The organism is Maridesulfovibrio zosterae DSM 11974, from assembly GCF_000425265.1.
GTDB classification, from domain to species: Bacteria; Desulfobacterota; Desulfovibrionia; order Desulfovibrionales; family Desulfovibrionaceae; genus Maridesulfovibrio; species Maridesulfovibrio zosterae.
In genome coordinates, this window is the sequence record NZ_KE384343.1 from 357,018 (window position 1) to 381,665 (window position 24,648).

The 24,648-nt window shown below is 38.8% G+C and carries 15 protein-coding genes and 1 pseudogene; 9 read left to right on the forward strand and 7 right to left on the reverse strand.

The features are described from left to right. The first annotated feature begins 31 nt into the window (after nt 1-31). A complete protein-coding gene (locus tag H589_RS0117870; RefSeq protein ID WP_027723299.1) occupies nt 32-1,576 on the forward strand; it encodes a methyl-accepting chemotaxis protein in 1,545 nt (514 codons plus the stop codon). 76 nt (nt 1,577-1,652) lie between these two features. On the opposite strand, the gene H589_RS0117875 is transcribed toward H589_RS0117870, so the two are convergent. Genes H589_RS0117875 through H589_RS0117885 form a run of 3 tightly spaced genes read right to left on the reverse strand, consistent with a single transcriptional unit; the run spans nt 1,653 to nt 5,033 of the window. Next, the gene (locus H589_RS0117875; RefSeq protein ID WP_027723300.1) at nt 1,653-3,218 is read right to left on the reverse strand and encodes a DHA2 family efflux MFS transporter permease subunit; all 1,566 of its coding nucleotides are present in this window, start codon (nt 3,216-3,218) and stop codon (nt 1,653-1,655) included. A gap of 4 nt (nt 3,219-3,222) precedes the next feature. Further along, on the reverse strand, nt 3,223-4,431 hold the full coding sequence (locus H589_RS0117880) for an HlyD family secretion protein (RefSeq protein WP_084147045.1): 1,209 nt from the start codon (nt 4,429-4,431) through the stop codon (nt 3,223-3,225). Nucleotides 4,432-4,463: 32 nt separating this feature from the next. Further along, complete coding sequence (locus tag H589_RS0117885; RefSeq protein WP_027723302.1) at nt 4,464-5,033, reverse strand: TetR/AcrR family transcriptional regulator; 570 nt, start codon at nt 5,031-5,033, stop codon at nt 4,464-4,466. A gap of 477 nt (nt 5,034-5,510) precedes the next feature. On the opposite strand from H589_RS0117885, the gene H589_RS0117890 reads away from it, so the two are divergent. The 4 genes and pseudogenes from H589_RS0117890 (at nt 5,511) to H589_RS0117905 (ending at nt 11,495) form a co-directional block, all read left to right on the forward strand. Next, nucleotides 5,511-7,931, forward strand: coding sequence for a methyl-accepting chemotaxis protein (locus H589_RS0117890; RefSeq protein WP_027723303.1), 2,421 nt, complete (start codon nt 5,511-5,513; stop codon nt 7,929-7,931). A 181-nt stretch (nt 7,932-8,112) separates the two neighbouring features. Further along, nucleotides 8,113-9,861 (forward strand): annotated as a pseudogene (locus H589_RS20075) (methyl-accepting chemotaxis protein); the annotation flags it as partial. A gap of 396 nt (nt 9,862-10,257) precedes the next feature. Next, nucleotides 10,258-10,491: a hypothetical protein gene (locus H589_RS0117900; protein WP_027723304.1), complete on the forward strand. Its 234-nt coding sequence runs from the start codon at nt 10,258-10,260 to the stop codon at nt 10,489-10,491. An 8-nt stretch (nt 10,492-10,499) separates the two neighbouring features. After that, nucleotides 10,500-11,495 carry a DUF6976 family protein gene (locus tag H589_RS0117905; RefSeq protein ID WP_027723305.1) on the forward strand — a complete coding sequence of 332 codons (996 nt, stop codon included), beginning with the start codon at nt 10,500-10,502 and terminating at the stop codon, nt 11,493-11,495. A gap of 92 nt (nt 11,496-11,587) precedes the next feature. On the opposite strand, the gene H589_RS0117910 is transcribed toward H589_RS0117905, so the two are convergent. Continuing rightward, entirely contained in the window at nt 11,588-12,565 is a 978-nt protein-coding gene (locus H589_RS0117910; protein ID WP_027723306.1) for an ABC transporter substrate-binding protein, read from the reverse strand. A 261-nt stretch (nt 12,566-12,826) separates the two neighbouring features. On the opposite strand from H589_RS0117910, the gene H589_RS20555 reads away from it, so the two are divergent. From H589_RS20555 to H589_RS20560, 3 genes are all read left to right on the forward strand, one after another. After that, nucleotides 12,827-14,488: a PAS domain-containing sensor histidine kinase gene (locus H589_RS20555; RefSeq protein ID WP_051249806.1), complete on the forward strand. Its 1,662-nt coding sequence runs from the start codon at nt 12,827-12,829 to the stop codon at nt 14,486-14,488. A gap of 206 nt (nt 14,489-14,694) precedes the next feature. Continuing rightward, nucleotides 14,695-16,743 (forward strand): methyl-accepting chemotaxis protein, encoded by a 2,049-nt coding sequence (locus H589_RS0117925; RefSeq protein WP_027723307.1) that lies wholly within the window; start codon nt 14,695-14,697, stop codon nt 16,741-16,743. A 252-nt stretch (nt 16,744-16,995) separates the two neighbouring features. After that, entirely contained in the window at nt 16,996-17,835 is an 840-nt protein-coding gene (locus tag H589_RS20560; protein ID WP_051249807.1) for a hypothetical protein, read from the forward strand. Nucleotides 17,836-17,897: 62 nt separating this feature from the next. On the opposite strand, the gene H589_RS20565 is transcribed toward H589_RS20560, so the two are convergent. Next, nucleotides 17,898-20,168 carry an ATP-binding protein gene (locus tag H589_RS20565; RefSeq protein WP_051249808.1) on the reverse strand — a complete coding sequence of 757 codons (2,271 nt, stop codon included), beginning with the start codon at nt 20,166-20,168 and terminating at the stop codon, nt 17,898-17,900. Between the two features lie 263 nt (nt 20,169-20,431). Then, complete coding sequence (locus H589_RS20095; RefSeq protein WP_245577199.1) at nt 20,432-21,013, reverse strand: VOC family protein; 582 nt, start codon at nt 21,011-21,013, stop codon at nt 20,432-20,434. A gap of 168 nt (nt 21,014-21,181) precedes the next feature. Between H589_RS20095 and H589_RS20570 the strand changes: the two genes are divergently transcribed. Next, nucleotides 21,182-23,476 carry a PocR ligand-binding domain-containing protein gene (locus H589_RS20570; RefSeq protein WP_084147047.1) on the forward strand — a complete coding sequence of 765 codons (2,295 nt, stop codon included), beginning with the start codon at nt 21,182-21,184 and terminating at the stop codon, nt 23,474-23,476. A 143-nt stretch (nt 23,477-23,619) separates the two neighbouring features. On the opposite strand, the gene H589_RS0117950 is transcribed toward H589_RS20570, so the two are convergent. After that, on the reverse strand, nt 23,620-24,648 hold a 1,029-nt coding region (locus tag H589_RS0117950; RefSeq protein WP_027723308.1), incomplete at its 5' end, for an IS481 family transposase.

Here is a 24,648-nt window from a genome sequence, read left to right on the forward strand (position 1 = left end):
TATTATTGCTGAATTAATAAAGGAGCCAAGTATGACCAAACGTCTGTTCTCCAGTATTCTTCTCGTTTTAGCACTTTTAGCAATTGCAGTTTTTTTGAGACAGCATACAGTGTTCTTTTTATCAGTTCAGATTGCCGCAGCAGTAATACTGCTTGGAGTCGGTTTTTGTGTTGTTAAAGATGTAATTCGACCCATTAATATCCTTACTTCTGATATAAAAATGATTTCAGAAGGTAATTTCAAATCCATTCATAGTAGTAATTTTATGGGTGAACTTGGTGACCTTGAACGTGAGCTTGGCAGACTCACCGATATTTTAAATGAAAAGGTCGGTATGAATGAGTCTATGCTTTCAAGCATTATGACTCCTATGGTTCTTGTGGGAGTAGATGGAAATATTCGGTGGTTGAATGAAAGCATTTTGAGATTGCTCGAAATTGATTCAGCACCAGATGAACTGATTGGCGAAGATTTTTCAATATTTTTCTATGGTGTTAAGCAAGAGACTGTTTCTGAAAGTTGCCTGAAAGATAGGGAAAAGAAATTCGCAAAATCTCAGGTTACAAGCCGGAAGGGCAATATCAAATATATATCAGTTGCTTCTTCTCCAATCTTTGATACCAGAGATAATCTTATCGGTGGTTTTACTACAATTATGGATTTTACAAATATTAAGCTGAAAGAAGATTTTATAACTAATCAAAATAACAAGATTGCCCAGGGTGTTTCTGATGCGAGAAAGATTTCAGAGCAGCTTGCAACGGCATCTGAAGAGATCAGCACAGATGTTAACAATTCTAATAACGGGATTCTGGATCAGTGTTCAAGAACAGAAGAAGTTTCTTCTGCAATGGAGCAAATGAATTTATCTATTCTGGATGTTTCCCGAAGTGCAAGTGATACATCTCATGTCGCTAGACAAACGCAGGATACGGCCCTGTCCGGTGGGAAGTTGGTAAGTAATATCATAAAGGTAATGCATGAGGTTAATGATAAGGCCAGTCATCTTAAAGGTGAAATGGCAACTCTGGAGGGGCATAGTAAAGGAATTTCCTCCATTATGCAGGTTATTTCAGATATCGCTGATCAGACAAATCTTTTAGCTCTAAATGCTGCTATTGAAGCAGCACGAGCCGGGGAAGCAGGGCGTGGATTTTCCGTAGTTGCTGATGAAATACGAAAGCTGGCTGAAAAAACAATGGTGGCGACAAAGGATGTTGGCGGCTATATCACTGCAATTCAAGGTAGCTCAACCCAAAGCATTGATGCGACAGACAAGACTTTGGGAAGTATAGAAGAAGCTACAGATATTTGTGATGATGCCGGAGAAGCTCTGGATAAGATTCTTGGTTTTTCCAAAGAAACAGCAGAGCAGGTCGAGAGCATTGCCTCAGCTTCAGAGCTACAGTCTGCCGCCAGTGAAGAAATTAATAAAGCACTTGATGAAGTTACAGAAATTGCATCAAAAACTTCCGATTCAATGCAAAATGCAGCTCAATCTGTTGCTGAATTGGCCAGTTTAGCGATTGAATTAGATAACTATATGATTGCTATGGAAAAACAAGAAGAATCATAGAGCGATTTATTATTAAAGTAGAAAGTTGTGCGGCCAGAGTTTTGTTAAAAACTCTGGCCGTTTGTTATTTGAAGACTTACTTTTTATTCATTGCAGTAATTTTTGATTTGCTTGGCATAAAGAATATTAATGGAATCAGTAGCAGGAACAGGCAGCCAAAGATAAATGAGATGTCGTTATATGCAAGCATTTTGGCTTGATTTACAATAACTTTTTGTATCATTCCAACAGCTATTTGGGAGGCTGATATTGAGTTTATCCCCAGTTCTTGGATCATTCTGCCCGTTTCAGATAAATAATTATGAGCAAACTGATTATAATCACTGACATTTTCTGTAAGATATGCCGTATGTATCTGAACCTTACGGTCAAATAGAACTGCAACTAATGCATATCCGATATTCCCTCCAATTCTTCTTGCAAGAGTATAGATGCTCGACGCGTCGGTCATATTTGATTTTTCCACAGTACTTAATGATACAGCACTTAATGGTATAAACATGAAAGGCATACCTACGCCCATTATGAGAAGTGGAAATATCAAGTCACTTATTCCGGCCTGTGTGTTGAGCTGCATCAGGTCATAATAGGACCAGACAATAATGATGATGCCCATAAAGACTAGAGCCTTAGCTCCCAATTTCTGATACAGATATCCTGCAACAGGCATGAACATCATCAAAGTGATTGCTCTTGGTGCTAGTGCAAGTCCAGCCTCAAACGCTGGATATCCAAGCAGCTCCTGAGTAAATTGGGGTAAAACAAAAGTTGTACCGAAAAGAGATATTCCGAAAATCAACCCCATAATGGACCCTATGGTCAGATTTTTGTTTTTAAGTACACGAAGGTTTATTATCGGATCTTTATATCGCAGTTCCCAGTATATAAGTGCTATTAGAGATACCACCGTCGCTATAGTCGCAATGGTGATGAAATCTGATTCAAACCAGCGTTCCTCCTGCCCGCGTTCAAGAACAACCTGTAGTCCTGTAAGGAATACAGTTAGTAGTATAATTCCCAGAGAATCAACTGATTGTATGCCGCGGCGTAAATATGGTGGATCATGCACAAACTTATATGTAAGGACTATACCCACTATGCAAATTGGTACGTTGATATAAAATATCCATGGCCATCCCCACTGGTCAGTAAGAAACCCTCCGCATATCGGACCTAAAGCCGGAGCAAGCACCACGCCCATGCCGTATATTGCCATGGCCATTCCTTGTTGCTCTGCCGGAAATGTTTCGCGTAGAATGGCCTGAGAAACTGGAATAAGTGCACCTCCTCCAATACCCTGAATAGTGCGGTAAACGATAATCTGAGTAAAGGTAGTAGCTGTCCCGCAAAGAATAGATCCGATTGTAAATAGAACAAACGATGCAAGGTAAAGATTCTTACGTCCTATTAGTGAGCTCCACCATCCCGACATACTGACCATTATGATTTCTGCAATGCTGTAACTTGTAGCCACCCACGTTATCGAAGACAGATTGGACCCAAAACTGCCCATCATATGTGACATTGAGACATTAACCACGCTCGTGTCCATTACAGCCATAAAAGCTCCGAACATAACAGTGAATGCTATTATCCAGCGTTCAGCCGGAGACATCTCTTCTGGTTCTACAAAATTTGACAAGTTTTTACTCCTGTCGACCCGAGGATGCTGTTTTAAAGCTCTCAGATTTATTTTGTGAAATATCTACGCTTGGAATTACTGACATTCCGGGAGCAAGAAGATATCCAGAGGATGGATTAAAATTATCAAGAACGATTTTCACGGGTACCCGCTGGACAACTTTGATAAAGTTTCCAGCCGCATTTTCCGGGGGTAAAAGAGTGAAGCGCGACCCTGTTCCACGCTGGATTGAGTCTATATGACCTGTAAATGTATGATCAGGATATGAGTCGACCTCTATATCAACATGTTGTCCCGGACGCATAGGCATGATCTGTGTTTCTTTAAAATTAGCAACGATCCAGATATCTGAGCCGACAATGCTGAGTATTTTCTGCCCTGCCAGTACGAAATTGCCGGGTTCAATTGATTTTCGGGTAATATATCCGCTGTATGGGGCTGTAATTTTGGTATATGAGAGATTTAACTTCGCCTGCTCCATTTCCGCTTCCGCTTCACTTAACATTGCTTTGCGCATTTCGATTTGTGCATATGCCTGTTGCACTTTTCCGTATGCCGCTTCAATGGCGGCTTGGGCTTTTATTATTTCAGCTGACTGTGTATTGATTTGAAACTTAACCGAGTTAAGGTTCGCACGAGCCATAGCCTCCTGCGCTTTAGCATGATCAAATTCCTGAATACTTACAGCGCCTGCCTTTGCTATTTTCTGGATACGATTTAAATCATTCTCATCACGAAGATAGCCGGCTTTTGCCTGAGCAACATCGGCCTTAATTTTTGAAAGTCCTGCCGTCTGAGATGAAAACTCTGCTTTTTTCTGTGCTAATTCCTGTTCCGCAGCAACGACGAGTGCATCGGCTTCTTTAACAGAAGCCTGGGCTGATTTAATTCGGGCCTGAGCTACTTCAAGGGCAACCTGATAATCGCGAGGGTCAATCTCTGCGATCACATCTCCTTTTTCTATTTGCTGATTATCTATAACCAGAACTTTTGATATATGACCGGGAACTCGTGGACTGATCGAAATAACATGCGCTTCAACAAAAGCATTATCTGTTGATTCATGACTGATAGCATGAACGTAAATCGGATATACAAGGGCAATACAGATCAGCATGATAACTGTACTGATTAAAATGGTTACTCGTAAATTCCCTTTAAGGCCTTTGGCCTTTTGGCTTTTATCGGTTTGAGATATAGATTTTTTATTCATTTTTTCTGTTATGATATATGGTTTGATGTTTCTTATTTTTCTATTTTGAGAGCCTTGAAAACAAAAGTGCAGGCATGCTTACAGAATGTCTCAATATCTATTCCTTCCGGAGGGAAAAGACTGATAGATCTGATCAGGCTTGGTATATATTGAGCGGTCAGCCTGGGGGCAGAGTCTTCGAATTCTCCTTCATCTATTCCTCTTATTATTACTAATTCGATAAGTGACCATAGCTTAGCTCTCATATCCTGCCATTCTCCGCTGTCAGGGTAATGTATAACCTTACCAAGGAGCTGTGCATTGATACTTTTTCTGAGCAAATGTTGTGCAAGATCAGTTATAATATATGTCAGCTGTTCGGTCGGAGTTAAATCAATCTGAGATGCGTGTTTTTCCAGTTTTTCTACGAGGGTGGCAAACCCCCTGAAAAGAACTGCAAAATAAAGATCGTCCTTGCTTTTAAAGTAAAGGTACAAAGTTCCTTTGCCTACACATGCGACTCGGGCCACATCACTAAGCAGGACTTTGTGGAAGGGCTGATTTGCAAACATCTCCGCAGCGGTATCTAAGATTCGTGTTTCTTTTTCAGAATATTGTTTCATCAATTTAAATCCTCAATTTTGGAAAACAAAACCTGTTCGGTATATTGATTACTATCTCTCAGAACTGACTGGTCAGTATTGAAATCAGTAGATAAGCTTCACAAAAGCATATGTCAAAATATGACTCTGAGTATTTAGGGTGGTTTCAATTTGAGAAATCACATAGAATTAACCAATAAAATCTGCTAAGTTCTCTAGTAAACCTAGTCTAGAGTTAAATATTTAATATATAAATTTATACTTGATATAGTCTTAAGGTGCTAATTTTTTGCAATTAATTAAAAATATTAAGTATTAATTGTGAAAAAAAGTTCATATATTGCATTTTTATTTGAAAATACAATGCTCATAATTAATTTGCATGTGAATTAATTGGCAACTTGTTTTTAAGGCTAAATTATTTGCTTAAATTTATCATGCTAGGATATGTGGAATCTTTCGATCAGATTTTATAATACATTTTATGGCGAGGTATGCATGAAACTTAGCTCAAAAATTTTACTACCACAGGCTTTAACAATTGTTGTTTTGGGATGTGTAAGCGTTTTTATTATTAATGCATCCTTTAAATCATTAAAAGAAATGCACATTCATTCGGTTGTAGATAGTGCTTTTTCTTTTGTTTTGACGAGAGTAACTGATGCATCAAAATCTGCTCAGGAAACAGCCGCTCTTTTTGCTGCAGCTCCCGAAGTCCTCGAAGCATTTAAAATTGCACATTCCGGGAATATCGACGATGAAAGATCTCCTCAATCGCAGGAAGCCAGAGAGCAGATTAGGAAAGTTTTGTCGCCTGAGCTTAAGAATTTCGAAGCCGTCAGTGGTAGTAAACTGCGTTTGCATTTTCATATGCCTAACGGAAGGAGTCTGGTAAGACTTTGGAGAAAAAAGCAGGCAAACAGGAACGGTAATTGGGTTGACATTTCAGATGATCTCTCAAGTTTTCGTAATACCGTTTTAGATGTAAACACTCATGGAAAACCACTGGGTGGAATTGAGCTTGGTCGTGGTGGTTTTGCTATCAGGGGACTTGTTCCAGTTAAAGACTCCTCCGGTGAGATTCTGGGGTCAGCTGAGGTTTTGAATAGCTTTTCACCGATTTTAAAAGGTGTTGAAGATGCTGGGATATCCACAATGTTGTTTATGAATAAGGATATGCTCAACACTGCAACTTCACTGCGAGATGAGTCAAAGTATCCGATTATCGGTGAAGATTATGTTTTAGTCAGCGGAGTGGATAAAGCCGAAAATCTTTCCGCAGTTAATAAAAAATTACTTGATGAAAGCCGAAAAGAAAGAGTTGTTATTGTGCATGATACTGCCGCAATTGCGACTTTGCCTATACATGATTATCGAGGCAACCAGATAGGTGTATTGGTAGGTGTCGTCGATTTACAGAATATGGCAGCCATGTCTCAGCAGGCCAATATTGTACTTTTTGCATGTGTTACCGCTATGCTCCTAATCCCTTTATGTATGATCTTTTTCACATTAAGGAGTCAGGTTGTTGCACCTGTTAAGGAAATTGCAGAAAAAATTAATGATATTAACGAGGACCGTGCTGATCTCAGTACTCTCATAGATATTAAATTTAAAGATGAAATCGGGTATATGACGGGTCAGTTTAACAGCTTGCTGGGTAAGATCTCCACTATGGTAAATGAAATGGAGATATATGTAGATGTTGTAAACTCAGTTCCAGACCCAATTTTTGTCGTTGATGATGAGTATAATATTCTTTTCGCGAATAAGGGTGTGTCCGATTTTAGTGGCCTTGACCCTGAAAAAATTAAAAAATCAAAATGTAAAGATATTTTTAATTCTGAAGTCTGCTCTACAGGCAAATGTCCACTTGAAAAGATTAAAGGGAATGAAAACAGCGACAGTGTTGATATTGTTAAATTGGAAGACCGGTCTGGGCAGACTGTTTATGTCCAGCCTGTTGCCAGAAGTTTACAGGACTCAAAAGGGAATGTTCTTGGATACCTTGAAGTTGCTCGAAATGTAACGGACCTTATTGTTAAAGAAAATAATATTAATGAGCAGCTGAATAAAATCAATGAGGTTAATCGGTCTACACAGGTGGCTTCAGCTGATATTCATAATAATTCTGAAGAGCTCGGTCGTGAAATGGATAGTGTAGATGAGGCTGTTAATAAGCAGCAGGAGTTGCTTTCTGATACAGTGGTAGCTTTTGGACAAATGAATGCAAGCATTTTAGATGTTGCTGAAAATGCTTCCCGTGCTTCTGGTAAGTCGATTGAGACTCAGGAAAAAGCTGAAGCTGGAGCTGTAATTGTGAAGAGTACTTCAGAAGCAATTATTTCCGTTCAGAAAAAGACAGAGTTGATGAGTGATACAATGGAACAGCTGGAAGGACAGGCAGATATAGTTGGCAAGGTACTGCATGTGATAAATGACATAGCGGACCAAACTAATCTCTTAGCTCTTAATGCTGCAATTGAAGCAGCTAGAGCTGGTGATGCCGGTCGAGGTTTTGCTGTTGTAGCTGATGAGGTAAGGAAGCTGGCAGAGAAAACTGTTGATGCTACTAAAGAAGTGGAAGAGGTTATTGCCGGTATACAGAGTCAGGCTAAAAAATCGAAGCAAATTACTTCAGAAACTAATGAACTGGCTGTAGGAGCCGCTGAGTATGCTACTAAGTCCGGAGAGTATTTACAGAGTATTGTAGGACTGATTAATGAGTCTGTTTTGGATGTCCAGAATATTGCCGCAGCTGCAGAAGAACAGTCTGCAAGCTCGGAGCAGATTAATATTGTGATAGGTGAGATCAATGAACTTGCGGTCTCGGTTACCGAAAGGGTTAAAGAGTCAGCGCGTTCGTTAAAGAGTTTGATCGTACTCGCTGAAGAGCTTGAAGATATATCCAAAAAATAATTTAAATATTAGGATTTAATAAAAGAGCCCCTGCCGCAAATTAATTTGCGGCAGGGGCTCTTTGTTTAATAAGTCTTAAACTGAAATTTTTTGTATTGTGCAAACTTAAGTAATTGGTGTACTATCAAAGTATCTAATTTTTTAATGCTCAATGCAGAAAGGAGGGTGTATGTTTAAGAATGTTAAAATAGGCAGTAAACTACTAATAATTTTAGCAATTAACATTGCGTTACTTGTTATAATAGGTCTAATCGCAGGAAAGAGTGCCACCAAAATCAATGATCGCCTAGGGCTTATTTTTGAAAGGGATCTTCAGGGGATGGTCTTTTTGCTGGAAGCTGACAGAGATCTTCATCAGGCTTTCATCGCTGAACGAACAATGATTTTTGCTACTCCAGGTACTGAAGAATATAAATCACAAATGAATGATTATACCAGCAACAAGAAACAGGCAGACACTCGAGTAGATAAATTTGCAGGAACTTCATCTGTTGCGGGGCAGCATGATCTTGTTAAAAAGTATAAGGCAGACCGTGTGAAATGGGATGAAATTTCACTCGATCTTTTAAAAAGAAGAGCTAACGGAGCTCCTACCGAAGAGTTGAGTGCTATCTCGTTAGGTGAAGGACAAAAACGTTTTGACACTATGCGTGATAATATAAACATACTGACAGAGGATCTTCAAAAGCAGGCTGAGACGGCTAAGGAAGAAGCATACTCATCTTATAAAGGGATGGAATATTTAATAATTTCGTTGACAATTTTGAGTGTTCTACTTGGTTCTGGTTTAACTCTTTTGATTTCGAAAAGTGTAACTGTGCCAATTGAAAAGTTAATGATCTTTTCTAAAGAGCTTGGTAGCGGAAAACATCCAGCTCCTTTGAATATGGATCGCTCAGATGAGCTTGGACAATTATCAGCATCATTTGATCAAATGAATATAACATTGCAGCAAAATAATGCAGAAATAGCGTCAAAAAGCAAAGAAGCAGAAGAGAAAGCTGTTGCTGCTGAAGAAGCAATGATTAGAGCAGAAGAGGCTCAGAGAGAAGCAGAAAACGCTAAAGCTCTTGGAATGCATCAGGCCGCAGATCAGCTTGAAGAAATTGTCAATCGAATAGCGTCGGAATCAGGACAGTTAAACGGTTTGATTAACGACTCAAAAAATGGTTCAGAGGTACAAAAGAAGAGAACATCTGAGACAGCTGTTGCCATGGAAGAAATGAATGCAACGGTACTTGATGTTGCCAGCAACGCTGCAAAAGCTGCTGATAATGCAGATGATGCAAAGCATATGGCAGAGGAAGGTAGCGGGATTGTACAAAAAGTTGTGGTATCAATTGAAACACTCAACACTGAAACTGAAAATTTGAATAAAGAGATGGGTGAACTTGGTCAGCATGCCGATGCAATTGGACAGATTATGACTGTGATCAGTGATATTGCTGACCAGACTAACTTGCTTGCTCTCAATGCTGCCATTGAAGCCGCCAGAGCAGGAGAAGCTGGACGCGGATTTGCTGTTGTTGCGGATGAGGTTCGTAAGTTAGCTGAAAAGACAATGACGGCGACTCAGGAAGTAGGTAATGCAATTAATTCAATTCAGCAGAGTGCTCAAAAAAGCATTAATTCTGTAGAACAAACTTCTGACATGGTACAAAACAGCACTGCTCTTACGGAAGAAGCCGGGAATTCACTTGAAAGAATAATGGCGCTTGTAACTAATACTGCTGATCAGGTGCAAGCTATTGCAGCAGCCTCAGAAGAACAGTCTGCAACATTTGAAGAGATTAACAAAGTTTCATCCGAAATAGATATGATTGCTTCTGAAAATGCAGAAGCTATGGTCAATTCTTCACATTCCATGGAGGAATTGGCTGAGCTCTCAGATCAGTTGAGACATCTTACTGCTGAACTCAAAAAAGCATAGTTAAAAGAAAGATAATCCTTTCTGTATTTTAGCTGCTAAATTAGATGATTACGCCATAAATACATTAAAAATTATGGTATTATTTAGAGCCAGCCCAGTTCGGGGCTGGCTCTTTTGATTTGAAAGGACAATTCTGCATATTAATTTAGGAGCAGTTACAAACTTTGCTGCAGGTGATTATAGTTATAGTTGGTGTAAGTGGATATTTAGTAAAAGAAATGCGGACATAGATTTGTTTTTTTGGTATATAAGAATAAATATAAAAAGTTATATCGAATACAAATGGTTATACGATTTATTAGTGCGAGGAGGAGGATAGTAGGAAATATATTATTTTTGAAAACATGTAGAACATAAAAAGATGTTCTGCAAAACAAGGTAAGGAGGTAATGGACTATGGATGTTCCCCCTAAAAACAACCCTAAATGGAAAGACATTGTGACAGGAAAGAAAACCTGTACTCTTAAGTTTCTAGCAGCAAAAATCCTGCTTGCACGTTTGATAAGAAATGTGACTGCGGATAATTCTCCGGGAAATGTAACTGCGGCCGTTAATGAGTTGCATGCGATGTTTACCAGTAATGCCGGTAAGCCAGCAGTTGAAGAAGATCTGAAAACACTTTTTAGTTAGGAGGAAGTATGCAACAGGAGTTGTTTAGTCTCAATGATGTAAAAACACAGATAGCTGATGGTAAGACTCTGCTCATTGCCGGGGATGAAAAACTTCTTAAAGAATTGCCTAAAGGGCAATGGATAGGTGGATCTATCCCATATTTTATTTCTCCTGGTGGCGGTGGGCTTGTCTCACATGATAAGGTTTTTGTTACTGATATTTCAGAACTGACTAAATCTGTATCACTTAAAGTTTATGACCAAAATGGCCTTGGATCAGTCTATAGTGATGCAGGAAATAGTGGGTTTAGTTTTATTGTCATTCCTGCATCAAGTCCTGCCCATGTAGCATTTGCGCTTAATGCTCCGAATTATAAAGATTTCGGTAGTCAGCCTCTCGTAGGCTGGATTTCCGGGGTACATCTGGATGACCTTGGAAAGATAGCTCCAAAAGTTTTCAACGGCGAGACAGGCGAAGTTTATGAAAACGAAGCTGTGGTTATGCATGTTGAATTAATTGCTGGTAAAACTGTTGATGTTGGTATTATAAACAGTTTTGAGCAGGGCGATGGAGATAATCTTACCTTTGCTTCAGATGGTTTTTCGTGCAGTGATGTTATGGTTAATGGGGTTAAAGAAAATTTTGCGGATTACATTCTTAAAAATAAGTTGGATACTAAGCTTCCTTTAGTAGCTGATTATTATGGTGCTTTAATTAATACCAGTTTTCAGAGTGTTGATCCCGGGGGAGAGGTTCATTTTTACGCACCTGTTTTTACCGGAGTACGATATAAAATTGCAAAACCTTTTGCCGATTATGCAGCTGAGTTCAGTAAACAGCTGAAAGAAAATAATGTAGAAGGGCAAACCGTTACATTTTCATGTAACTGCATTCTAAATTATTTGTATTCTGAGCTTGAAGGTAAGAAAACAGACCCATTTGTAGGTCCGATTACTTTCGGTGAAATTGCTTACCAACTATTAAATCAGACTTTGGTTTATTTGACTGTTCATGACATTTAGTATGATTTAGTGAAATCATACTATATATGAAGGCTTTTGCTTATTAACAGCCCTGCTTTCTATGGAAGCAGGGCATTTTATTAGGTCTTTTCTCAGTCAATAAATGATGTTCTCATCTTTATTTGGGGTGGTAGATTGATTTTCCACCGGTTAAGTTCATGCCTGCTGAAGATAATTGTTCCCTGGTTTGGTGCTATCGGATTTATTGATTCTACTTTTTCACCGTTTAAAATCCTCTTAACTATCATGCCGGCGGCTTCGCCCTGAATCTTTCCTGTCATGACAATTCCTCCTACTGCTTTGCCTTTGCCAACACTGACTCCCCAAAATGAAAATACTGGGACCATACTGTTCTTTGTGGTCCACTGAAGTACTTTCGAACTATCAACATGTTTATTACCAACATATAAATGGTAGAAAAGTCCCATGATAACAGCTGAATAACCGTTTTTTGGAGCATTTTGTACCGCTTCCATCCATTCGTTAAAGGAGGATGTCGAAGTAATGTCTCCATGTATGCCTGCTATATTAAAACTCTTTTCACTATTAAAAGTATTATGAAGAATAGTTTGTGCAGACAAACTTTTGTCGAAAAGTACTAAAAATTTCGGGTCTTTTTTGGTAATGATACCTTTAAGGCTCATTATCATTCTTTTAAAAGGGAGCAGCTCAAGGACTCCTGTAATATTTTTATGGAGTGGTATATATTTTCTCGGATTCTGATTGATACCGAGAAATACCACCGGAGTCTTTGTTTGTATAAATTTAGGTCCTAAAGATTTAAGGGCATAGTCATCAGACAGAATGACGATATCAGGTTTAGTCTTTTTGTAGTAGTTCCAGGCCATTACAGCTCTTTTATGATGATCTTTTTCAGGAAGACGTTTAGTATCCATGGCAAAATTCAACATTACAACGCTGTCTTTGAGAACAGAGTTTAATCCGTCGACAATATCAATGTCCCAGAAAAAATCGGAATGATAACTTTCGATCAGCAAAACTTTAGGCTTTGCTAATACATTTAGTGGAATAAGTGCGACTAAGATAAACATTAGGAAAGTTTTAATCATAATTTTTCCATTGGATGCGGTCTATACATATGATGATTTTCACTATGTTAACATTTGGGGGAACTATTGTTTTTGAAGATTTTAAGATTACCATTTTTTTATAATAAATAAAAATTGAATAAAAAGAAATAACAGTATTTTTATAGGCATGAAGATGGACTATTACTGCATAGGTCTTCCAGCTTCCTGGTAGTTGGTATATATTTTAAAATAAAGTATTATTTTTTATAGTCATAAGCATTTATATAGCAGGAGGTGTTAATGGAAAGACTGGGCATGTATATCAGGAAGAATGAAATATGGTTGATGGAGAGGATACTCCGCTACGCAAAAGAGCAAGGATATACAGAATATACTTCAACACTTCTTGAAGCGTGGAGGGTTTCTATTGTAGGCATGTCAGATGCAATTATTGAAAGCTTGAAAATTCTTGATAATGAGCTGCCACAGTTCTCTCCTCATGACCAGTTTTCTGTAAACCCAGTAGCTAAATTTGGTGTAACAGAAGCCCGCCTTCATCGAGAAAGAGGTATCAGTCTTCAGATGTTTCTGGGGTTGTATAAATACTATAGATATACTTTTGTCGATCTTATCGCGGATATGGACGTTTCTGATAAGGACAAGAGATATTACGAACAATTTGTAGTTAGAATCTTTGATATTATAGAGATCGCCTTTTGCTCCGAGTGGTCCGGTATAAGTTCAGATAATGCTATTCTGGAATTACAGAAATCTAATCGTGAAATAACAAATGAAAAAAACAAATATCTTACCTCCTTTGAAAGTTTAAGCATACCAGCTTTTTTGATTGATGATTGTGGTTTGATAGAAAATTTGAATCACGCAGCCTTGCTGATGCTCGGCATCGATTTGAACTCAGGTGCGAGTTATTATGTTGATGAAAAGTTGAAAGAAGTGGTTCCGACCGGGAAATCTATTAGTGAGGTTCTCTGTTGGATTTCTGAAGAAGTTAATGATTTTTTGGCTGGAAAGTTTTCAACTGAAAAATTTGAAATAAACCATAAAGCTGATGGACAAAATATTTATTATACAGTCCGTTTTGCCAGAATGAAGGATGTAAGCGAAAAGTTTAAGGGAGGAATTGTCAGCATTGAGGATATAACTGCGACGAAGTTGTTAGAAATTCAGCTATCTCAAGCTCAAAAGCTTGAAAGTCTTGGGCAGTTGGCAGCAGGAATTGCTCATGAAATCAATACCCCTTTGCAATTTATAGGGCATAATATTCAATTTATTGGAGAGTCACTAGATGATCTTTTACCTTCTTTTAAAGAAGGTATCTCAAAGTCATATGATGAAGATAGTACGGAATTGGATGAAATAGAGTATCTCAAGAATGAAATCCCCACGGCAATTCAGGAGTCTTTAGACGGAGTAAATCGCGTATCTACTATTGTACAGGCTCTAAAGAAATTTGCACACCCAGATCAACAGTCATTTACTAAAATCAATATAAATGACGTTGTGGAGAATGTAATTGAGGTTACGCGTAACGAATGGAAGTATGTGGCTGATATTAAAACTGAACTCAGCGATAATTTGTTCCTGATTGCAGGTGTAAGGGGAGAAATGAACCAGATATTTCTCAACCTTATTGTAAATGCCATTCATGCTGTTCGTGAAAAATACGGAAAAGAGAGTAATTTGGGTGAGATTGTTGTCCATACCAGAAATCATGCAGACTTCGTGGTTATGTCTATTAAAGATAATGGATGCGGAGTTCCTGACAATATAATACATCGTATTTTTGACCCTTTTTTCACCACTAAAGAAGTTGGGGAAGGAACAGGGCAGGGACTTTATATAGTCCACACTCTTGTCGAGAAGATTAACGGAAAAGTTAATTTTAATTCTGAGGAAGGCGTTGGAACTGAATTTATAATACACCTTCCTAAAGCTTTCTAAAATGTAGATTCTACTTTCTCTTTACTGCATATAAACAGTACTCATTAAGTGAGTTAATTGTACTGTTCTTCTGTAATATTCAATAACATCAAGGGGTATGGGTAGATGGGATTTTTTTTAAGTAGAAAATTAATTTTATATATTATACAAAAATGAAAAGGAAATTGGTTAGGAGATAGAAAATTTCTTATAAGCGGAGAAGATCGATGAAAGTTTTTGAGAGAATGAATATCAGAGAGCAGATACTGATTCCGGTGCTAGGAATAGTTATCTTGTGCATTGTCGGCTTGCAGGTCTTCACATATTTGGAATCAACTAAAATACTTGAAAAGGAAATTGTTCAAGCAATAATTAGAGACCAGAAAGCAGCTGTCAGGAGTGTGGATAGCTGGTTTAATTTTGTGAAAGGAACTCTGGTAGACTGGAGTCAGCAACGTGAATTTATCCAGACTCTTGAAGGTGATAAAGCTGCCCGGGCTATTGTAGAAAAGCGTGCTGCGGTTTCTGTAAAAAATTTTCCAGAATTGCGTGATATTGAGGTCGTGAATATTTCCGGGTTAATTGTAGCCGGAACCTCTCCTGATGATAAAATAATTAATGTTTCACAACGTCAGTATTTTAAAGATGCTTTGAACGGGAAGACTACAGTTTCAGATCCTATTATTTCAATGCGGGATAAAAAACCTATTATCATCATCTCTACTCCAATTAGAAAGGAAAGTGGAGATGTGATAGGTGTCTTGTTCGCAGCTGTATCATTTAAAAATCTTTATCAAAATTCTCTCAGTCCAATAAAAATAGGCAAAAGTGGTTATGCATTTGCAGTTGATTCAAAAGGTATGATTGTAGGCCATCCCGACTCTTCAGTTGTGATGAAGATTGATATAAACGATATGCCGTATGGGAAAGATATGCTTTCAAAGGATCATGGAATTTATAAATACTTTCATGAACCGCAGCAGACTTGGAAAATTTTAGCTTATGGAGAAGCTAAAGTTCCAAGATGGCACATAGCTGTAATTGCACCTATTGGAGAGCTTTTAGCTCCTCTTAAAACAATGCGTAATCTTACAATTATGGGAGCTGCCGCGGTTATTTTTGCTGTAGCAGGAGTAGTTTTTTGGGTTGTGAGAAAGATTACGATCACTTTGGGATCTGTTGTTGAATATGCTGACGAGGTTGCCAAAGGTCATTTAGAAAAAACTCTCACTGTTCAAGGGCGTGGTGAAATTAGAACGCTGATTGCTGCATTGCAGGCCATGGTTATTAATTTGGTCGATATGATTGCTATGTCTGAGAAGAAAACTCAGGAGGCTGAAGCACAGTCGGAAATGGCAAGGAAAGCAACACAAGATGCAGAAGAAGCGCGTTCATCCGCAGAAGTGGCGAAGAGTGAAGGTATGAACCATGCCGCTTTAGAGCTTGAAGGAATTACCAGTCAGGTTGGAGCTGCTTCATCACAACTTGCTTCACAGATAGAAAATTCGAGAAGTGGAGCTGAGGCACAAAAATCAAGAACTACTGAAACAGCCACCGCAATGGAGGAAATGAATGCCTCAATGCTGGAGGTTGCCCACAACGCTTCGCAAGCTGCTGAAATGGCAGAAAAGGCAAAGAGTGAAGGGAATAAAAGCGGTAAGGTTGTATGCGATGTCGTTGAGTCTATTAAAACTCTCAATAAGGAAACAGTCATGCTGCAGGAAGAGCTAAACTCTCTCGGAGAGCAGGCTGAGTCTATTGGATTGGTTATGGGGGTCATTACGGATATCGCTGACCAGACGAACCTCCTCGCATTAAACGCAGCTATTGAAGCTGCCCGGGCTGGAGACGCAGGGCGGGGATTTGCTGTTGTTGCCGATGAAGTCCGTAAGCTGGCAGAAAAGACTGTAAGCGCTACAAATGAAGTTGGTAAGGCTATCAGTGCAATCCAAACTGGAGCCCGGAGATCATTACAAAGGATGGAGGACACAACAACAGTTGTAGATGGCAGTACTGAACTTGCCAGTCAGGCTGGTGAGTCCATCGAGTTGATTGTGAATATTGTTGAATCTACTTCTGATATGGTAAGGGCTATTGCCGCAGCTTCAGAGCAGCAGTCAGCTGCATCTGAGGAAATTAATAGAAGCACCAGTGAAGTGAATGAAATAGCCGGCGAAACGGCTGAGTCTATGAATCAGGCTTCTGAAGCGATGAATTCTCTGTCTGAGATGACTGAACGTCTCAATCAGGTTATTGATGGTTTAAAAAGCAGTTAGTCGTTTTTCTTATTATATTGCTAAAGATCAAATTGGCTATTTATAATTAGAGTTGCAATTGGCTAAATTAATACCTCATACATTTTTGTGTGGGGTATTTTTTGTGGATCAGATTGAGAACTGGTACTCTTTATTAAAATCATAGTAGATATTGGCCTTGTTATTTATTATATGTATTAAGTAAAAAACGATATGAAGGAATTAGCGCAAACGAGTTCACTATAATAGAAAGTTATTGGAGCAAGTCACATTATGAAACAAATGAATAAAGTCATATATCTATTTGGAACAATTGTATTGTTTTCATGTGTAACACTTGCAAGCGCCGCAACAGTCAGTGAGTTGTATGACTCAGCCATTACTGATGCAAAAATTGCAAAAGCAGAAGAAATTTCAAGGTCTCTTATAGGTATATCCGCACCTGGCAACAAAAATATACCGGCTTGTCTGTCATGGAAAACTATATCAAACGCACCTCATGTACTTGTCTGCACGTGGGCAGGCAGCCGTATAGCAGGCAAGGGTTGGGCCTCCGGTGAGACTCATTCTTTAGAACTAACTGATAATATATGGATTACAGCTGATCCTCAGCTTAAAAATTTTTTCTTCGATAATGGATTTTGGCCGAGCAGCCACGCAGATAGAATCCTGCGGATTGAACAGCTTCTTGGGCTTCCCCAGAATAGTGGTAAAATTATTTTCATTGAATTTTGGGTCAAGCCATCTGATATTTTCAGACCTTCAGCTGATCCAGATCCTTCAGATCATGAAGCTCAGTTGGAGTATCCATGGAAAAGGTCACATTTTCAGTCTTTGTCAGCGGTTAAGAAAATCCATGAATATGTAAATTCTACTGACCAGAATCATGAATATAATTATAAGGAATGGTTTGAGAACCTGAATGCGACCAGCTACAGTTCTTCTGTCCCTTATCCGTGGACGAGACTTGGATACACGTATGACTGGGCTGATGATAGTCACAACCATAATCATGTAGGGTTGTCTGAATTTATCGTTCAAGGAGGGGCTACAATTGTGATAGAAAGGACTGTAAGCACCGATGATCTGGAAGAATATTTTGCAAAGCCCTAAATAGTTTCCGGTTCCTTTTCTATGATCGTAGCGGCTCGTATATAGCCAATGGTCGAGGTTGGTTATTGGCATGAACTATCAGCAGGAAATCTGATGATAAATAGCGTCTTTTCACCTATCGTTGACTCAACTTCCATACTACCATTATGCTCTTCGGTGATAATAAAATATGAAACAGACAGGCCCAGTCCTGTTCCTTTACCAACGCTTTTTGTCGTATAAAACGGGTCAAAGGCTCTTTTTTTGGTTTCTTCATTCATTCCTGGGCCGTTATCTTCTATCTCAACGATCACTTCATCCTTTATATTTTTAACTCTAAGTATAAATTGGCATTCCTTTTTTTCAGAGTTCTTCTCGGCCATTGCTTCTGCACCATTTTTCAATAGGTTCAAAAAGACCTGCTGTATTTCATTTCCAATACAGAAGATTTTTCTCACTTTTGGATCATATTCTCGCTTGATTTTAATTTTTCTAAAATCGTAATCTCTCTTTAAATTATAATCACTAGCAGCCAGCTCCAAAGTTTTATCTAAAAGTATTGCAAGATCATGAAGCTCAAAATTCTGGTTACTTTTTCGACTGAACTGGAGCATGTTGTGAACTATCGCTGCGGCACGGAAACCTGCGGTTTGAATATTTTCAAGCATTGGAGTTATACCACGTATATCAACGTATTTTCTTATTTGTGCGATGTCTGCGCCACATTCTCTTGCTGCAGATAGATTTTTCTCATGGTCTTTAAAAATACGATTTTGAATATTTTGAACAGCACCCAGTATACCCGAGAGAGGATTGTTAATTTCATGTGCCATCCCAGCCGCTAAGCCTCCTACTGACATCATTTTTTCTGTCTGGACCATTATTTCTTCAGTCTTTTTGCGTTCGGTAATATCAATGTGGGTACCGATTAGTCTTATAGGAGAACCTTTTTCATCAACAATTGGAACATTGCCCCTGGCTAAAATCCACTTCCATTCCCCGTTGCTTGTCTTCATTCTAAACTCAACGGAATATATTGTTTTTTTATTTTGTTTAGAAAAATTTTCTAAATATGCTGTCACAAGCTTTATTACTCTTTCTTTATCATCCGGATGTAAAAGTTTAGTCCATGTATCTAATATATAGGGGAATTCATGGGGTCCATATCCCAACATTTCAAAATATCTTGGGCTAAAGTAAACATCGTTTGTTTTTAGATCCCAATCCCAAAGTCCATCGCTGACAGCTCGCAAAGCCATATCATAACGTTCTTCGCTATTTTTAAGATGCTGCTGAATTATTTTTCGCTTCTCAAGCTCACTTTGCAGATCTTTAGTGCGTTGCTCAACCTGTCTTTTCAATGTCCGGTTGACTATGATGAACAGTACAACAATTATCAGAAATACTATCGCTCCAAGATGCATCCAGCGTCTGACTTTTTGGGGGTTGAAACCTTGGTCATATTGAACTGAAAGCCATGTATTTTGTATCGCAGTAATATCCTTTTGAGACATAGCCTTAACTGTTTTTGAAATGATTGATGCAAGTTCTGGCCAATCATTACGAATGCCCATAGTCAACTGAAGGTCTGTGAATTTTGCAGGGGCTGCTACTTTAAGATTTGAGAGTCCATAGTGTTGGATAAAGTAGACAACGACAGGAAGAGCGTTGATGGTTGCGTATGATCTTCCTGTAGCTACTTCTTTGAGAGAATCCAGTGTCGGAGTGCTGGTCTTTATTACTTTAAGATTTAAGTCCGGGTAATCTTTTTCAATTTCCTTTTGCAGGATGAATTGTTCCTGCACACAAATCTTTTTTGTCTGTATATCTTTTAGTCCACCCACAAAATCAGCATTGCTTCGTGTAACAATTACCCAGGGTAATGTCTGATATGGTACGCTGAAAATCATGTATTTACTGCGATCAGCTGTAGGCTGAATAGCCGGAACCATGTCCACGCCATTTCTATCCCGAATAGCTTGTAAAGCATCAGGCCATGAAATATCCTTTTGAGTTATATAGCTGAATTCTATGCCATGTATTTTCGATATAAGGCTGAGGTAGTCTATGGCAATTCCTGATACATTGTTTCCAGTAATCATAAAAGGAGGCCAGTCTCCTACACGAACGCGTACATGTTTATTTTTTTCTAGCCAGATTTTCTCAGCTTCAGAGAGTTGGATTCTGTCCTTGATAGGCTGAATAGCTATGCCATCCACTTGAAGAGGCTGCTTATAAGACGAATCTGCGGATACTTGAGTATATGATATTGAAATTAAAAAACAAAATGAAAATAAGAAGAAATATTTTAAATAAACCCTGGCATCATAAATTCGACGCTTTTTTTTAATCATTTGCTTCTCGTGCTAAAGTCTTGATAGATACCTTGTTTCCGAAATTAGCTTGTCAGCTTATTTTTATAGCAGGTTCATGGAACAAAAGAAATATCCTCAGAGTAATGATTATAACTTCTATATAGGATATGAGAATATTGATTGTTTAAGCTTATGCCTATCCCATTTAAATCGTTTCCTATACATAATTGATATAATAAATGGAGAGGATCTGCCTGAGCTATTTTCTTTTATCGTTTAGAGTCTGATCGTTAGGTGATGATTCATATTGTCGCATCATTATTGGGGGACGCTGGAGTTTTTGCTTCAAAGGAAGATCTATTTTTTAAGTTGGAGATCTCAATTAAGTTGTTGTCAGGATCTCTGAAATAAAATGAGACAAGTTTACCTGTAGCACCAGTCCTTTCAACTGGACCTTCAATTATTTCTACACCCTTTGTTTTTACAAATTCTATAGCATTTTCAATTTTAGCTTCTGTTAGGAAGCATAAGTCTGCTGAGCCTGAAGTTGGTTGCTGAGCTTTTGGTTCAAATTCTTCACCGAGCTCATGAAAATTAATTTTTTGATTTCCAAATTTAGCAGAAACTCTACCTTCTGCAAAATATTCAATAGTCATATCAAGTACTGTACCATAGAATTGAACAGACTTTTCAATGTTTTTTACTGTTAAAACGATGTGATCTATGTTTGATATTTGCATATAAATAGTTTCATACTCAGGTTTTGTATGAAGCAGATTTTGATTTTTAGATTTTTTGAATTTGCTTGAGATAGGCTGCACCTCATCTATATTAGGTATAGATGCTATTACTTTTTGAAATCTTTGGCCCTTTACTATTGTCAATAACATGCATTAATTTGTAGTAAAGGTTAATTTATTAACCTGATGTTAGGATTTTATTATAATGCAGTTTATTTTTTCTCGTGGTATCCATGCTTATGCTGTTTTTAGTGAAGTAAAGTATAATACAACACGATTGTGTTAAGAGGGGCAAAACTGGTGCCGGTCAATATGTCAAACGAACACACTGAAAAGCATAAACTTTTAAGCGAGTTGGATGCATTGCGGTGTAGAGTTAAAGAGTTAGAGACGCAACTCTCTTTAACTTCAGGTAATGTTTACGAGGAGTTGATGCCTCTTGCAAAAGATGAGCTGAATTTTTTCCGTAGTCTGTTAAACGCTATTCCTGACTTGGTCTGGATAAAGGCCCCAGATGGAATATACTTGGCCTGCAATGAAGCTTTTGAACGTTTTTTTGGGGCAAAGGAATCAGAAATAGTTACAAAAACTGATTATGATTTTGTTGATAAATCTTTGGCAGATTTTTTCCGTTCACAGGATAAACTGGCAATGCAGGCAGATAAGCCATGTACCAATGAAGAATGGATTAATATTGTGGCGACAGGTGAAAGGAAATTAGTCGAAACCATTAAGACTCCAGTCAGGAGCGACGCGGGTGGGCTTATTGGTATTTTAGGAGTTGCCAGGGATATTACTGACCGTAAACAAGCTGAAGAGGGATTGCTAAAGCAGGTAACCGCTTTAACCAGGACTTTAGACTCCTCAAAAGGTGTTGATTTTGCAGATCTGTTTGACATCAAAGATATGCAGCGTCTTCAAGATGAATTTTCAGATGCAATGGGAGTAGCTTCACTTATTACTCATCCAGATGGATCCCCTATAACGCAGGCAAGCAATTTTTGTGAATTGTGTGAACTTATCCGTAAGACTGATAAAGGACGCGAGAATTGCTATAAGTCTGATGCGGTATTTGGGCAGATGAGGAGCGGACCGACAATCAGCACCTGTATGAGCGGCGGATTGTGGGACGCCGGTGCAGGGATTTCTGTTGGTGGGCGCCATGTGGCTAATTGGCTTATCGGTCAGGTTCGTGATGAGCGTCAGGGCGAAGAGAATATACGGGCTTATGCTCATGAAATTGGCGCTGATGAAGATGATATTGCTCAGGCGTTTAGAAAAGTTGGTGCAATGTCACATGAGCAGTTTCTTAGGGTCTCAAAGGTTCTTTATACTCTTGCTACTCAACTTTCGGAGATAGCATATAAGAATGTTCAGCAGTCCCGTTTCATCAACGAACTCAAGAGGACAGAAGCTGAGCTTGCACAGACCCGTAATTATCTTTCAAACATAATTGATTCCATGCCATCCATACTGATCGGCGTAGATACAAGCTGTAGAGTAACACAGTGGAACATGGAGGCAGAAAAAGTCACTGCTATTCAAGCCAGGAATGCGCTTGGACGATCTATTGTCGAAGTTTTGCCGCGCATGGCAACTAAAATGGTTCGCATTGAAGAAGCAATGCGAACTAGAACTCCATGTTCAGATACTCTGCAAACAAATATTTCAGGATGTGAGGTGCTTCACGAAAATATAACCGTTTACCCTCTGGTCTCCAATGGAGTTGATGGGGCTGTTATCCGAATCGATGATGTTACGGATATAGTGAAATTAGAACAGATGATGGTTCAGTCTGAAAAAATGCTATCGGTGGGTGGGCTGGCTGCTGGTATAGCGCATGAAATCAATAATCCGTTAGCAGGTATTTTGGGATATGCGCTCAACATTAAGAGACGTATTTTCGGAAATGTCGAAAAAAACGTAAAAGTTGCTCAAGAGTGTGGTGTGTCGTTGGAAGATGTTCGTAGGTATCTGGAACACAGAGGTATCCCTAGAATGCTTGATGGGATTAATGAGTCTGGTACACGAGCTGCTACTATTGTTCGTAATATGTTGAGTTTTAGCAGAAAAAGCGAAATGAAACTGGAACGTCATGATATCACTGAGCTGCTGGATAACACTCTGGAGTTGGCTGGAAATGATTATAATTTAAAAATAAAATATGATTTTAGGCAGATAAAGATAGTGCGCGAATATGAAAAAGATATTCCACCAGTCCGTTGTGAAAAAAATGAAATACAGCAAGTGTTTTTAAATCTGCTTAAAAACGGCGCTGAAGCCATGATGGAGAAGGACTACGATGATGGACAGCCATGTTTTATCTGTAGAATAAAATATGAAAAGAATAATGTTGTCGCGGAGATCGAAGACAATGGGCCTGGCATTGATGATGGTATCCGTAAACGTATTTTTGAGCCTTTTTATACCACTAAACTGGTAGGTCATGGAACAGGACTTGGACTGTCTGTTTCATGTTTTATTGTGACAGAGCTTCATCATGGCAGCATGGAAATTGATTCAATGTCGGGGAAATGGACTCGTTTTATCATTAAATTGCCACTTGGTGACGATGCCTTTTTTGACAAAGAGTCTCTTGAGTCTTGATTATTTTTCTTAGTACGAAGTGTGAAGACTAAAGTCCGACGATAATATTGATCTATTTTTGTTTCTCTGCAAAAGCGGCTAATTTGTAGTGGTTCATACTTGATCTGACAGCCAGCCTTTTTGATGGAGCTGCAATTGTCAGTTTAGTCTAAACTTTGGACCTTCTCATCCCAAAGTGGTTTGGCCTCCATCATAGTTGCTAATGGTGTTCGACCGCAACACATTTTCCCTTGATGAGAACGTTGCGTGTTGTATTCATCTATCCAGATATCGAGGTCTTCTTGCAAATCTTCCAGTGAAGAGTAAATCTTACGTCTGAACGTGACCTTGTAAAACTCATCAAGAATTGTTTTGTGGAAACGTTCGCAGATCCCGTTTGTTTGTGGATGGCGTACTTTTGTTTTTGTGTGCTCAATGCCACAAACACCAAGAAACAACTGGTAATCATGTGTTTCTAAATTGCCGCAATACTCTGTGCCTCTATCGGTGAGAATACGCAAAATACCCATATCCTGTTCAGCAAAAAAGGGAACAACCTTATCATTAAGCATGTCAGCGGCAGTGATAGGTGTTTTGGTAGTGTAGAGCTTTGCTGCTGCCCACTTGGAGTAGGTGTCTACAAAAGTTTGTTGGTAGATCCGACCAACTCCCTTTATCGTACCGACATAAAAGGTATCTTGGCTGCCAAGATAGCCAGGATGGGCTGTTTCGATTTCCCCGCAAGCAATGTCGTCATCCTTTTTCCGTTCCAGAGCTTGAACCTGCGCTTCGGTAAGGACAATTCCTTGCTCTGCTGAAATCTTTTCCAAAGCCTTCAGGCGGAGCTTGAAATTATGAAGACCGTGCCGCAGCCAAATAGATCTAATGCCGGACGGCGAGACAAAAACACCTAATTTTCTTAGCTCGTTACTGGCTCTTGTTTGTCCATGAGCAGGAAAGTCAGTTGCGTAAACAAAGACTGCGTCTTCGATAGCCTGATCAACTCTATTTTTTAGGTTTGGCTTACGACGTGATTTATCAAAAAGAGCTTCGACTCCGCCTTCTTCCTTGGCTGACTGATACCGATAAAAAGTGTCACGAGAAAAGCCCATCAACTTGCAAGCTCTCGAAACATTACCAAGCTCTTCAGCCAGATTTAACAGACCAATCTTGTGTTTTATGATGTTTTGATT

Bases quoted from the DNA above. Each gene is read 5' to 3' on its own strand.
- H589_RS20565 (WP_051249808.1), bottom strand. From the start codon at position 20,168: ATGATTAAAAAAAAGCGTCGAATTTATGATGCCAGGGTTTATTTAAAA.
- H589_RS0117910 (WP_027723306.1), bottom strand. From the start codon at position 12,565: ATGATTAAAACTTTCCTAATGTTTATCTTAGTCGCACTTATTCCACTA.
- H589_RS0117885 (WP_027723302.1), bottom strand. From the start codon at position 5,033: ATGAAACAATATTCTGAAAAAGAAACACGAATCTTAGATACCGCTGCG.
- H589_RS20570 (WP_084147047.1), top strand. From the start codon at position 21,182: ATGTCAAACGAACACACTGAAAAGCATAAACTTTTAAGCGAGTTGGAT.
- H589_RS0117900 (WP_027723304.1), top strand. From the start codon at position 10,258: ATGGATGTTCCCCCTAAAAACAACCCTAAATGGAAAGACATTGTGACA.
- H589_RS0117870 (WP_027723299.1), top strand. From the start codon at position 32: ATGACCAAACGTCTGTTCTCCAGTATTCTTCTCGTTTTAGCACTTTTA.
- H589_RS0117880 (WP_084147045.1), bottom strand. From the start codon at position 4,431: ATGAATAAAAAATCTATATCTCAAACCGATAAAAGCCAAAAGGCCAAA.
- H589_RS0117905 (WP_027723305.1), top strand. From the start codon at position 10,500: ATGCAACAGGAGTTGTTTAGTCTCAATGATGTAAAAACACAGATAGCT.
- H589_RS20555 (WP_051249806.1), top strand. From the start codon at position 12,827: ATGGAAAGACTGGGCATGTATATCAGGAAGAATGAAATATGGTTGATG.
- H589_RS0117890 (WP_027723303.1), top strand. From the start codon at position 5,511: ATGAAACTTAGCTCAAAAATTTTACTACCACAGGCTTTAACAATTGTT.
- H589_RS20560 (WP_051249807.1), top strand. From the start codon at position 16,996: ATGAAACAAATGAATAAAGTCATATATCTATTTGGAACAATTGTATTG.
- H589_RS0117925 (WP_027723307.1), top strand. From the start codon at position 14,695: ATGAAAGTTTTTGAGAGAATGAATATCAGAGAGCAGATACTGATTCCG.